Here is a 12,926-nt window from a genome sequence, read left to right as displayed (position 1 = left end):
ACTTGAACGAGCTTGAACTGCGCCAGCGCTGCCATACCGTCCTGCCGGGCCACCGCCAGCCTACGCCAGCGGCCACTTTCACCGCCATGGCCGCCTGGTGCGACGCCAACGACATCGCGCACGACACCTATGGCGAAGGCGCGCTGATCGAACAGTTCGAGAAAAAGGTCGCCAGCCTGCTCGGCTTCGAGTCGGCCGTATTCTGCATCACGGGCACCATGACGCAAGTGACGGCCCTGCGCCTGGCCTGCCAGGACCGGGGTTCCTCCCTGGTCGCGCTGCATCCCACTTCGCACATCCTGCGCCACGAACGGGGCAACCATGCATTGCTCGAACACTTCACGGGCCTGATGATCGGCGACCCGCATCGCCCGTGGACGGTGGACGACTTGCGCGCCGTGCCCGATGCGCTGGGCGCCGCGCAGGTCGAACTGCCAATGCGCGAAATCGGTGGCCAGTGCCCTTCCTGGGAAGACTTGAGCCAGATCAAGCGGCACTGCCGCGAGCACAATATCCACCTACACATGGATGGCGCGCGCCTGTGGGAAGCACAAGCGGGTTTTGGCCAGACCCTGCCCGCCATCTGCGACGGCTTTGATTCCGTGTATGTCTCGCTGTACAAGGGCATCGGCGGCCTCGGTGGCGCCATGCTGGCCGGCAGCCGCGGCTTTGTCGAACGGGCACGCCCATGGTTTCACCGCCAGGGCGGCAGTATCGTGCACCGTACACCCTACGTGGTCGCCGCCGCCATGCAGTTCGACGCGCGCATCGCCGCCATGCCCCGCTATTTCGAGCGCACGCAGTGGCTGTATGCGCTGCTGCGCGACTATCCGGCGATTGCCGTCAACCCTGCCCAGCCGCAGGCCAACATGCTGCACTTGCACTTGCCCGTCTCGCGCGAGCGGGCCATCGCCATCCGCAACCAGGTGGCCGCAGACCACGGCATCTGGCTGTTTGCCCGCGCCAGCCACGCAGCCCTGCCCGGGCATAGCGTGGTTGAATGGTATGTGGGAGATCAGTTGCTGGAGCTGCCGGACGACACGGTGCGGCTGGCTTTGACCTTGCTGGATCAGGGCATGCGCGCCAGAGAGTAATCGACACAGGTCGGCGTCGGCCGGGTTAGCGTAGCGTAAGCCGACACCACCACCACCGTAACACCAAAAAAAAAGCGCCCGAAGGCGCTTTTTTCATTTCATGGCGGCCGGGTTGGCCGCCACTACCTGCTTAGAACTTGTAGTTATAAGCGAGACCGATCAACTGCATGCGGGTCTTGAACAGGCCCTTGGTGGTTTCACCGTTGCCGGTGCAGCCAGTCTTGACAGGCGAGCAGTCGTTTGTGTAGTTGACGTCAGCATCCTTGAAGTCGATATAGCTGTAGGCCAGGTCAAGCGAAGAATTGGCGTTCAGCTTCCAGTTCGCGCCGATCGAGTACTGCATGCGGTCGCTGTCTGGCAAGGCCGGGTGGCGCAGTTCGGCGCTGCGGACCGGCGCCTGGTCGTGGGCGATACCGGCGCGCAACATCAGGCTTTCGCTGTACTTGTAGTTGGTACCCAGCGAGACGCGGTAAGTGTCTTTCCAGCTCTGGCGGATACGCTCGGCGCCTTCGGCCGTCGGCGGGAACTGGATGTCCAGGTTCTCTAGGCGCGAAGTGCGGGTCCAGGTCACGTCGCCCATCAACGCCCACTTGTCATCCATCTGGTGGAAGGCGTTGACCGACAGAGTTTCCGGCGTGCGCAATTCCACCAGCGCCTCGGAATTGACCTTGTTCGAGGCTTTGGCGATGAAGGCGTTCACGGCAGGATTGCTCGTCACCTGCGAGAAGTCCCAGATGGTGCTGCCCTTGAGCTTGTGCGAAATCGACGAGCGGTAAGCGATACCGAAACGCGTGCCTTCATTCAGCTGGTACAGATAGCCCAGGTTGAAGCCGAAGCCCCAGTCATGGCCATCCATCGAAGCGTGGCCATCCTTGATTGGACCTTGCAGCGCGGCGCCGGCAGCTTGCGCCGCAGCCAGGCCTTGCGTCTTGGCGATATTGGCCAGGAATGCCTGCGATGCGCCAGGCGCAAACTTGCCCAGGAAGGCAACCGAACCCGGCACGTCCACGCCCTGGCCCAGTTCCGCCTTCATGTATTCAGCCGTCACGCCGAAACCGAACGAGTGGTGCTGGTCCAGCTTGAACGATACGGAAGGATTCAGAGCAATGGCTTCCAGTTTGATATTGGTGATCGCATAGCGGCCAAACCAGTCATTGCCGTAGTCGAGCTTGGCGCCGTAGGGCACGAACAGGCCAGCGCCGACGGTCCACTGCTCATTGATTTTCTTGCTGGCGTACAAGGCAGGCGCGAACACCGCGTCCGGCGCGTAGTCCTTGGTTTGCGCGTAAGGCGCGCGATTACCCGGGAAGAAAGGCTTCGAGCCCGCATCCGTGTAGGTCGAATGCGGTACCACCAGGGTGCCGCCGCCAACGAACTGCGTGCCTTCCAGGCGCGACAGGCCGGCCGGGTTGTAGAAAATGGTCGACGCGTCGGCCGCTTCAGCGCCGCTGGCATCGGCCGTGCCTTGGGCGGAAACGCTTTGCGAGCCAAAACGGTAGCCCGATGCTTGTGCGGTGGAGGAGATGCCGGCGAAAGCGGCAACGATCAGGAGGGGCAGATATTTATGTTTCAAGTTAGTCTCTCTTTATTATATGAAATTGTCTTCGGCACACTATCGCGGGCATCACAAGCTGCCCCGTCTTGCACTTTTCTTGCCGCCGTGAACTCCAATTCACTGACGGCATGAGCGAAGCATATAATATTTTTTAGAAAAAAGCGAACGTTCGCTCTTTTTATGAAACAGCGTTGTTTTCCTCGTCAATCACGGGGCTGTAGGGGGGCAACACGGGCGCTGGAAGCGGTATCAGAAAGCGCTGGTGCATCAGCGCCAGCATCTGTTCGGCCGGCACAGGGCGCGAAATGAAATAGCCTTGCACTTCATTGCACTGCAACGCGCGCAGGATGTCGAGCTGCTCGCGCGTTTCCACCCCTTCGGCCACCACGCTCATGCCCAGCGCATGCGCCATCGACAGGATGGCGCGCACGAAGACCTCGCCCTGCTCCGAACGGCCCAGCTCCATGGTGAAGGCACGGTCGATCTTCAAGCCATCCATGGCGAACTTCTGCAACTGCGACAGCGAAGAATAGCCGGTGCCGAAATCGTCGACCAGCAGGCGCACGCCCAGCGCGCGGATGGCAGATAGCTGCTCCACGGCGCGGTTCTGTTCATCCATCATGGCCGATTCCGTGATTTCCACCTCGATCAGGCGCGCATCGATGCGGTGGCGCGTCAGCGCGGACGCCAGCACCTGGTGCACATCGCCACGGCCGAACTGGCGCGCCGACACGTTGATGGACACGGGCACCAGTTCCAGTCCGCTGGCCTGCCAGCGCGCCATTTGCAGGCACACTTTCTCGATGACAACTTCGCCCAGCTGCGAAATCAGGCCGCTGCTCTCGGCCACGGGGATGAATTCCAGCGGTGGCACCATGCCATGCTGCGGATGCTGCCAGCGCACCAGCGCCTCCATGCTGCACAGCTGCCCGCTCATGGCGTCGACCCTGGGCTGGTAGACGACAAGGAACTGGTCCTGCTCCAGCGCCGCCACCAGGCTTTGCTCCAGTTCGCGGCGGTTGCGGATGGTTTCAAACAATTCCGGCTGGAAGAAGCGGTGATGGCCCTTGCCTGCCACTTTCACGGCGTACATGGCGATATCGGCGTTCTTCAGCAGCACTTCCGTTTCGGCGCCATCGCGCGGATACAGGCTGATGCCGATCGAGGCGCCCATCTTGTGGCGTTCGCTGCCCAGGTAAAACGGTTCATCAAAGGCGATGGCGATGCGCTGCGCCACCTGCTCGGCGCGGCTGTCGTCTTCTACCGGGTCGAGCACGACGACGAATTCGTCGCCGCCCAGGCGCACCACGTGGTCGCCCGGTCGCAGCACGGCCTTCAGGCGCAGCGACGCGGCGCGCAGCACCTTGTCTCCCTCCGCATGGCCCTGGGTGTCGTTGATATCCTTGAATCCGTCGAGGTCGATGAACAGCAGCGCCAGCATCTGCCGCGCAATGGCGGCGCGCCCCAGGGCGCCAGGCAGGAATTGCTGCAGCCAGTAGCGGTTGGGCAAGCCCGTCAAGCCATCTTCATTGGCCAGGCGGCGCAAATCGCGCTCGTGCTCCTTGGCCGTGCTGATATCTTGCAGGGTGACAGCCAGGCGGTCGCCGCTGCGCACCAGGCGCCGGCGTATCCAGCGCAGCTTGAATGGATTCCCTTCCGGCAACTCGATCTCTTCCTCGGAAAAACCGGACTGCATGGCGGCCCGGTAATTATGGATCAGGTCGCGGAAATACGGCTCGTGGGCGCGCGACTGCAGGCGCATACCCAGCAACTGCTCGCGGCGCACGCCGAAGTAGCCGGCGCCCGGCTCGTTGCAGTCAACGATCTCGAAATCGAGGATGCTGCCATCCTCGCCGCGCAGGGCGGCAATGATATAAAAGCCATCGCTCGTGCCTTCGGTGGCCATGCGGTAGGCATTGCGCACGCCTTCGGACTGGTGGTGGCGCCACGCCAGTCGCAGCGACAGCATGGTGGCGACGGCGGCAAAGGCCAGCAGCAGTACAGTGACGGCCAGGGCGATGCCGATATAAATGGTGCGCGTTTCCGCGTAGGGGTGCAGCATTTCGCCGTCAGACAGCCCGACCACGGCCGTAAACGGATAGGCTTTCAGCGCCTGCCAGCCTACATAGCGGCTTTGCTTGTCGGAAAACGCGATCCTGCCGCCCGAATGCACGGCACCGCTCTCCGTTTCCAGGAAGCTGGTGTCGAGAAACGGCGTGCCTTTGCCGCTCTGGCTCGGCAGCACGCGCGAACCGAGGCGCGTGCTGAACAGCTCGCCCTCTTCGCCCACCATGGCGGACATGCCGAACTTGCCGAAATTGACACTATTGTAGAATTCGGAAAAATAGCTGGAATGGATGGAAATGAGCAGCACGCCGTCAAAATTGCCATCCTCGTCTTCCAGCCGACGCGTGAAGTGCACCAGGCTTTCGTCGGCGCCCGGGGTAGCCGGCGCCGCCTCGCTGGCCCTCCCCAGCGCGATGCGCAGCGCGCTGGAATTGCTGCGCCAGTGGCGCAGCAGGAAATCGCTGCGCTCATTGACCCGCAGGCGCTGCAGCGGTGCCGTGGCCGTCACGGGGTGGCCCTTGCGGTCGAGGATGGCGACGATGGCAAATTGCGGCAAGGCATACATGCCCTGCGTCTTCAAATGATCGAGGCGCAGCTGGCCGCGCGAATTTTCCCACTCATACTTGAGCTGCAAGGTCAGCTGGTCCATCTGTTCCAGGGTGCGCAGCAGATACTGGCCATACGCTTTCGACAGCGAAGACACGCTGTCAAGCGCCTGCTGCTGCGCCACCTTCTTTTCCGCTTCCAGCTGCAGCAAGGTGGCCGTCCACAGCACCGCGCACAGGACCAGCCCTAGCAAGGGCCAGGCCAGCATCAGACGCAGGTTGGCCTTGAGAAAATCGGCCCTGCTCATTTCCACCACGGCGGCGTTATTATTATTTACAATTTGTCGCAAGAACATGGTGCAGCATCTGCCGTTTCTGTGTATTTCTTTAAGGACACACAAATTACCACAGAGTCATGTTTGCAGGTGAAACGGCAGCGCATTTATGTGCGTGGACGGCAGCCCGCCTGTCGCGCCTGCGTTACAATCACCGTCCTTACCGTTGGAGAAATACATGCAGCAATATCAAGATTTGATCAAGACCGTGCTCGAAACGGGCAGCTGGCAAGACAACCGCACGGGCATCCGCACCCTGAGCGTGCCGGGCGCCATGATGCGTTTCGACTTGGCCAACGGCAGCTTCCCTGCCGTGACAACCAAGAAACTGGCTTTCAAATCCGTGATTGGCGAACTGTGCGCCTTCCTGCGCGCCTCGCGCAATGCGGCCGAGTTCCGCGCGCTGGGCTGCAAGGTGTGGGACCAGAACGCCAACGAAAATGCGCAATGGCTGGCCAACCCCTACCGCGAAGGCGAGGATGACCTGGGCCCCGTGTACGGCGTGCAATGGCGCTCATGGCCCGCGTACAAGCTGCTCGATGCCGACAAGCCGGCACAGATTGCCGATGCGCAAGCGAACGGTTTTACGCTGGTCTCCCCCATCGTCGACGATGGCGTGCAAAAAGTGCTGCTGTACAAGGCCGTCGACCAGTTGCGTGCATGCCTGGACACCATCATGAATAACCCGGGCAGCCGGCGCATCCTGTTCCACGGCTGGAACCCGGCCGTGCTGGACGCCGTCGCCCTGCCCGCCTGCCATTTGCTGTATCAATTCATCCCGAACGCCAGCACGCGCGAAATCTCGCTGTGTTTATATGTGCGCAGCAACGATATCGGCTTAGGCACGCCGTTCAACATCGCCGAAGGTGCGGCCCTGCTGCACCTGGTGGCGCGCCTGACGGGCTACACACCGCGCTGGTTCACCTACTTCATCGGCGATGCGCATATCTATGAAAACCACCTCGACATGGTGGAAGAACAATTGAAGCGCACGCCCTTCCCCGCGCCGCGCTTCGTCATTTCCGACCGCGTGCCAGACTATGCGAAAACGGGCAAGTACGAGCCGGAATGGCTGGAAAAGATCGAACCGTCAGATTTCTCGCTGGAAGGCTATGAACACCATGCGCCCATCAAGGCGGCGATGGCCGTCTGATGGCGGTCGCTCCGCTGGCCGCCCTGCACCGCAAGCTGTTTGACGAAACGGATGGCAGCAAGTTCGCCCGGCTGAAGGAACGGCTGCTGAAAAAGCATGTGCCCGACGACCGGCTGGCCGTGCTGGACATTCTGATGGCGTATGCGCGCGATGGGCAACTGCTGCACTGGCGCAGCTTCCTGATGACGGATATCGTCGCGCTGGTCGAACCCGGCGAGCACGGCACATTTTTCAGCTGGAGTCTCGAGATGGCCAGCCTCGCCTACTGGGGCGTCGATGGCATGCTCAAAAGCATGGGCAAAGCGGCGTACGGCCCGCTGCTTGCGCTGGCCACCGCAGAACATACCACGCTGAGCGTGCGGGCCAAGGCCGTGAAAAGCCTGGCCGTCTTCAGCCGCCAGCCTTTCGATGCAGGTTTGCCTTACGATCCCGGTCACTGGAAGGCAGAGCAGCTGCAACTGGACGCCGTACTGGCCTGGCAGCGCGATGGCTATCCGGATGGCGCAGGCCACGCGCTGCCCGCCACGCATGCGGCGCTCGATGATCCGCGCACGCCACTGGAAAAAGCCGCGGCCATGCTGGATAAAAAGCTGGCGGCCAGACGCAGGAAAGAGCAGGACCTGGCGCAGCCATCGAACTGGCTGACCATCGCCAGCGCCGCCGACATGGCCGGCATCGCGCAACGCTGGGCCTTGCCGGAACACTACCGGCGCTTCCTGGCTTGCCATTCGCCGCTTCGGGTATGTATCGACAGCCCACAGTATTTCCAGGGTTTGAGCCTGTACGGCGCGGCAGAACTGATCAAGGCTCAGCACGGTTACGCCTGGAATCCCGTCAGCGGTGACGCCATTGCCGGCTGGCCGGAACAGTACCTGGTGATTGCCGACGCGGGTGCCGATCCGTATTGCCTGGACCTGGGCGCCATTGCCGACGGCGATGCGCCCGTGTACACGGCCGAGCATGGCACGGGCACATGGTGCTTCGAGCGCCATGCGGATAGTTTCATCGACTTCCTGAACGAGATCGCGACAGCGGCCTAGCCTGCTTCGCCTGCAGGTCCGCCCGGGCCTGGACCGCCAGGCCCGCGTCCGCCCGGCGGACCGAACCGCGGTTCCCGCTCGCCTTCTTTCGCCGCCGTGGTGGCGCCGCCGAGGCGGTACGACAGCCCCACATAAATCATGCGCCCATCGAAGCGGCGTGTACTCGTCTCGCGCAAGGAGGCACTGTTGATGACGGTTTCCATTTTGTTGGTGCTGAACACATCGGTCACATTCATGACCAGGCTCAGCTGCGGGGTCACCGTGTGGCGCAGACTGAGGTTCAAGGTGTTGTTCGGCGAGCGGTAGCCCTGTCCCGACAGCATCTTGCCTTGCATTTGCAGGGCCAGTTGCAGCTGGTTAGCCGGATTGATCTGGTAATTCAGGCGTGCGCGACCGCTCAGGGCATTCGCCGTGCGCGTGCTGCGGTTACCCAGGTCGTCCGAGCTGGTTTGCTGGCTGCGCGCCAGGTTGCCACTCGTGTTCAGGGTCAGGGACGGCGTCAGCTTGCCGCTGACGCTGAACTCCAGACCGCTCGCATGGCTGCCTGCGCCGTTTTCGCGCGTGGTCAGCAGCACATTGTCGCTAATAAAATAGCGGTAATCGACGATGGCGTCCGTGTCGCGCCGGTGATAGGCGCGCAAGCTGCTTTCCAGGCCAAACAATTTGGTTTCATAGCCGATCTCGAACGAGTCCGTTTGCGTGGGTTTCAGCTTGGGATTGCCAGCCGACACATTGAACTCGTCGCGGTACACCACGTACGGGTTCAGGTCGCCCGCGTTGGGGCGGCGCAGGCGGTGCGCATAACTGAAGCGCAAATTGCTCTCGTCGCTGACTTTATAAGTGGCGAACAGGCTGGGAATGTAATTGACGTAGTTGTTGCTGGCCTCGACGCCGCCCGTGATCTGGCGCACGTTCAAGTCCGTGTATTCGGCGCGCAAGCCGGCCAGCGCGCCCCAGCGTTCGCTAAGGCGCATCTGGTAAGAGCCGTACAGCGCGATGGTGCGCTCATCCATCTCGAAACGATTGCTGCGCATGGGGTTGACGATCTCCGCCAGGCTGGCCGGGTTGATGTCCGTGTACAGGGTGTCGAAGCTGCTCTTGTTGTCGGCCACCTTGTAGCCCAGCTTGGCCGTGCCGCCCGCCAGCGGACGCTCGTAATCGCCGCTGAAGTCGATGATGCGGTTGCCCGTCTCGCTATGCTGGCGCGCGCGGCTGTCGAAGGCATTCACGGGCGTCACCGTGTAGGTGTTGGCGTAATCGCTGTCGCTCTCGTTGGTGGACGAGGACACGCGCAAGTCAATTTTGAGGGTTTCGCCCGGCAGTTCCCCCTTGTGGTCGTAGCGCGCGCCCCAGCTGTAGTTGCGGCTGTCGCCATTGCGCACGGTGCTGCGCACATAGTCGACTATGGTGCCGCCCATGGTGTCGCCATTGATGTAGCGGTCGAGCGAGCGCTGGTCGTTGCTGCGCCCGTTATACGACATGCTGGCGGCCAGGGTGTCATTCGTATTCAGGTTGTAGTTCACGGTGCCGTGCAAGCCCAGCGAGTCATTCAAGCCATTGCTGATGGAGCTTTGGCTGCTGGGGGCAAAGGCGCCCATACCGGGCTCCAGGCGCTCGCGGCTGACCTCGCCCACGGAATTGCGGCCGTCGTGGCGCACATTGATGCCGCCCTGGTAGCCCCACGGACCTTCATTGTAGCTGCCGGAGACGGCGCTGTTATAGCGCCCGGCAATGCCCGCATTCGCATTCACGGTGGCAAAGCCACCCGGCTTGCGGTTGCGCCGCATCACCAGGTTCAGAATCGGGCCGCCACCGGCCTCGTTGCCGAACTGGGCGCCGGGATTGTTGATCACTTCCACCGATTCGATATCGTCCGCTGCCATGGCGTTCAGGGTGGCGCCGCGCGAGTCGCCCTGCAGCATGGCCGAAGGCTTGCCATCGATCAGGATTTGCACGTTGCTGCTGCCGCGCAGGGACACGGAACCGTCGGGGTCGACGGCCACCGACGGTACATTGTTCAAGGCGTCGGCCGCCGTGCCATTGCTGCTACCCACGTCGGACTTGACATCGTAGACTTGCCGGTCGATGCGGCCCGTGGGACGCTCGGCCGTCACGCTGACGGACGGGGTATCGGTGGCCGGCGCCTTGGCCGATACTGGCGCTGGTGCTGGTGCTGGTGCGGGCTTGATGACGGTGTCGCCGGTGACAGTTTGCGCCTGAACAAAGGCGCCGGAGACCAGCAGGCTACTGCCCGCCAGACAGTGGAAAAGGATTTTATGCATTTGGCTAAAAAATAATCGAGACGCTACGGATGAGGCGCTACGCCGCAGCGTGAGGGCACCGTCAAAGCATGCCACGAGTCCCGGGACCAAGGCAAATGCGAACCATTGTTATTTACTTCAATTTACAAATCTCTTCCACTTGTGGCCGTACAGCCTCATCCGATGAGCTTTGCGCCAGCTTTACACTATCTCAGCAAGCCCTTGCCGCGCGCCAGTGTCAGCCAGCCCGGATATTCCGTCATCAATAAGTCATACAGTTCCGCATCGCTGTGCTCGTCGGGCGAGCTGACGGAAAAGTAATTGGCGTTATCGACCAGGCGTCCCTGCAGTTCGTCGAGCTTTTCCAGGAAGGGGAAGTCGGAATCGGCAAAGGCGGCGAGGAACTTGCTTTTCGATTTGCGTCCTTTGCCGATGCCCATGAATTGCCAGAAAATCGGCTCATTGCTGGCCCAACGCAACTGTTTCTCTGTCGTCGCCTGGTCGCTCGTGCCGCCATCGGTCACGAACATGACGTACACGGGTAATTCCGCCGCGACCGCCCGCGTGCGCTCGCCGCCAGCCGCGTCGGGGAAATAGAACGCACGAATGGCTTGCATGGCAGCGCCATAACGGGTGTCGCCTTCCAGCGGGTGGCGCTGTATGGCTTGACCCACATAGCTATTGCAGTTGCTCAAGGCCATGGGCGCCGGATGGTGGACGTTCTTGCCGAACAAGAAAACATCGATCTCGCCATCGTCATCGAACTTGCAGCCCAAAGCGAGGATGCGCTCGGCAAAGCGCTGCACCAGGCCTTCTTTATACAGCCGTCCCATGGAACCGGAAATGTCCAGGCATAAACAGACCTTGGCGCGGTGGTCGGATAAGCCCACTTTTTGCAGGGACACGCCCGCCTGCTTGACCAGGCTGACCAGTTGCGGCGCTTCGCGTTCAACGCGCTTTTCCAGGTTGATCTTCGCCTGCATGACGGCCGAAGCCGCCGGGGCCGCCGCAGGAGCGGCCGGCGCGGCCTGGTCGACTTCGCCGCCGAAATGGCGCACCAGCGCATCGAGGCCCCCATTGAAACCCTGGCCCACGGCCATGCAGCGCCAGCCGCCATCCTTGCGGTAGAGTTCCAGCAGCATGACGGCTTTTTCTTGCGCAAAATCAGACCCGGCAAAGGTAAAGCGGGCCAGTTCGCGCCCGCCCGCCTGCAAGCGCACGTGGCCAGATTGCAGCTGCGACATCACGCCGCCGCCATCGATGGACGCCGTCACGACAAGGCGGTCGATATTGGCCGGCAAGTGCGCCAGCTGCAAGGCAAATTCGGCCGTGTCGCCACCACTGCCGGCGCGCGCTTCCACGCCGCCGCACGGCGTGCGCGGTTGGTTGAAAAAAGTCATGTAGCGCTCGTCGGACAGCTTGCCCGCAGCATCGAGGCCAAAACAGGCCACGTCGAGCGCCAGCGCCTGCGCGGCAACGCCGATCTGCAGCACGCCATCAGGAACAAGATTGGCCAGCGGCAAGCGCTGACCCTTGGTCAAGGTTTCCATCAATGCCTCCTAGGCAATGTAGCGGCGCGGATTGTCCGCATTGAAATCATCCTCATCGTCCTTGTCCTCACCCTTGAAGACGACGGGACCATTGAAGGCCAGCTGCAGGTTCTCTCCCTGCCAGCTCAGCCACGGCGTCGCTTCGCTGCCGGGATCGGACGTCTTGCCGGACGGCTCCAGAATGATGCTGTCCGGCGTGATGCGGGCCATGCCGATCACATAGGTGTAGACCGTGTCGTCCTCGGCCGCCTTGGACAGGCGGAAGTCGAAGTCGCACTCGACGATTTGCTGGCCGTATTGCATGACCATTTTCGGCCGCATGGACGCCACCGGGACGGCGCCGTTGGCCAGCGCAGAATACACGCTGAAAACGAGGCCCACCGTGCCGCCGTAATGCTGCGCCAGCGCTGGATTGACTTCCACCGTTTCCGTGGCAGGCTCCTTGCCTGACGCGCCCGCCACATCGCCCAGGTGGCGTACAAACGGCATGGCGTCAAAGCTGCCGGGCGTGTCCGGCGCCTGGATGAAGCGCATCTGGCCATTCGGCAAGAGGATGCCGACCCGCAAGTCGAGATCGTCGTTATCATCGTCGCCATCGCCGTTATCGACCCAGGTGGCCTTGACGGTCAGTTTGCTGGGCGCGCCAGCGCCTTTTTCCAGCGACACCTTGTGCGTCTGGCCCGCCTTGGTCAGCGAGATTTTCGACAAGGAAATCTTGGGGGACGGCGCCGGTTCAGCGACCGGCTGCGCCACTTCGCCGCCGAAATGGGCCACCAGCGCGTCCAGCCCGCCGTTAAAACCCTGGCCCACGGCCATGAAGCGCCAGCCGCCGTCCTTGCGGTAGAACTCGCCCAGCATGACGGCTTTTTCTTGCGCAAAATCAACGCCCGCATACGCGTAGCGGGCCAATTCACGCCCGCCGTCGAGCAAACGCAGGTAGCCGCTGCCCAGCTGCGCCATGGTGGCCGCACCATCGATGGCGGCCGTGACGACCAGGCGTTCGATGGACGCAGGCAAACGCTCCAGCTGGTAGCTGAAGCCGGCCGCATCGCCGGACGGCGCCGATGTTTCCACGCCGCCGCACGGCGTGCGCGGCTGGTTGAAGAAGGTCATGTAGCGCTCGTCGGACAATTTACCGGCGGCATCGAGGCCGAAACAGGCAAAGTCCAGCGGCACGCCGGCGCTGGCGAGGCCCAGTTGCACGACATTGCCCGTGACGAGGCCGGACAGCGCCAGGCGCTGCCCCTTGATCAGGTTTTCCATGGGATCAGGTAGTAAGAAGGGAGATACAAAGGATAAGCAAAACCGGGCAGCGTGGCCGCCCGG

The 12,926-nt window shown here is 62.2% G+C and carries 8 protein-coding genes; 3 read left to right on the top strand and 5 right to left on the bottom strand.

The annotated features are described in order from the left end of the window. Positions 1 to 2 precede the first annotated feature (2 nt). The gene (locus tag ACQ4WZ_RS06635; RefSeq protein WP_436573863.1) at positions 3 to 1,094 is read left to right on the top strand and encodes a threonine aldolase family protein; all 1,092 of its coding nucleotides are present in this window, start codon (positions 3 to 5) and stop codon (positions 1,092 to 1,094) included. A gap of 130 nt (positions 1,095 to 1,224) precedes the next feature. On the opposite strand, the gene ACQ4WZ_RS06630 is transcribed toward ACQ4WZ_RS06635, so the two are convergent. Further along, positions 1,225 to 2,667: an OmpP1/FadL family transporter gene (locus tag ACQ4WZ_RS06630; RefSeq protein WP_101481647.1), complete on the bottom strand. Its 1,443-nt coding sequence runs from the start codon at positions 2,665 to 2,667 to the stop codon at positions 1,225 to 1,227. A gap of 160 nt (positions 2,668 to 2,827) precedes the next feature. After that, entirely contained in the window at positions 2,828 to 5,617 is a 2,790-nt protein-coding gene (locus ACQ4WZ_RS06625) for a bifunctional diguanylate cyclase/phosphodiesterase (RefSeq protein ID WP_243858034.1), read from the bottom strand. Positions 5,618 to 5,774: 157 nt separating this feature from the next. Between ACQ4WZ_RS06625 and ACQ4WZ_RS06620 the strand changes: the two genes are divergently transcribed. Together ACQ4WZ_RS06620 and ACQ4WZ_RS06615 are read left to right on the top strand one after the other, a co-directional pair. After that, entirely contained in the window at positions 5,775 to 6,749 is a 975-nt protein-coding gene (locus ACQ4WZ_RS06620) for a thymidylate synthase (protein ID WP_133990847.1), read from the top strand. Further along, positions 6,749 to 7,789, top strand: a complete 1,041-nt coding sequence (locus ACQ4WZ_RS06615; RefSeq protein ID WP_436572876.1) for an SMI1/KNR4 family protein — start codon at positions 6,749 to 6,751, stop codon at positions 7,787 to 7,789. The genes ACQ4WZ_RS06620 and ACQ4WZ_RS06615 overlap by 1 nt, the downstream gene beginning before the upstream one ends. On the opposite strand, the gene ACQ4WZ_RS06610 is transcribed toward ACQ4WZ_RS06615, so the two are convergent. The 3 genes from ACQ4WZ_RS06610 to ACQ4WZ_RS06600 all read right to left on the bottom strand — a co-directional run bounded on the left by ACQ4WZ_RS06610 (position 7,786) and on the right by ACQ4WZ_RS06600 (position 12,863). Next, complete coding sequence (locus ACQ4WZ_RS06610) at positions 7,786 to 10,071, bottom strand: TonB-dependent receptor domain-containing protein (protein WP_436572875.1); 2,286 nt, start codon at positions 10,069 to 10,071, stop codon at positions 7,786 to 7,788. The genes ACQ4WZ_RS06615 and ACQ4WZ_RS06610 overlap by 4 nt on opposite strands. 185 nt (positions 10,072 to 10,256) lie before the next feature. Next, positions 10,257 to 11,600: a VWA domain-containing protein gene (locus tag ACQ4WZ_RS06605; RefSeq protein ID WP_436572874.1), complete on the bottom strand. Its 1,344-nt coding sequence runs from the start codon at positions 11,598 to 11,600 to the stop codon at positions 10,257 to 10,259. A gap of 9 nt (positions 11,601 to 11,609) precedes the next feature. Next, entirely contained in the window at positions 11,610 to 12,863 is a 1,254-nt protein-coding gene (locus ACQ4WZ_RS06600; protein WP_436572873.1) for a TerD family protein, read from the bottom strand. Positions 12,864 to 12,926: the final 63 nt, after the last annotated feature.

The sequence above is a fragment of the Janthinobacterium darwini genome, from assembly GCF_051380905.1.
Lineage (GTDB): Bacteria > Pseudomonadota > Gammaproteobacteria > Burkholderiales > Burkholderiaceae_D > Janthinobacterium.
This window is presented reverse-complemented; position numbering and strand designations above follow the sequence as displayed.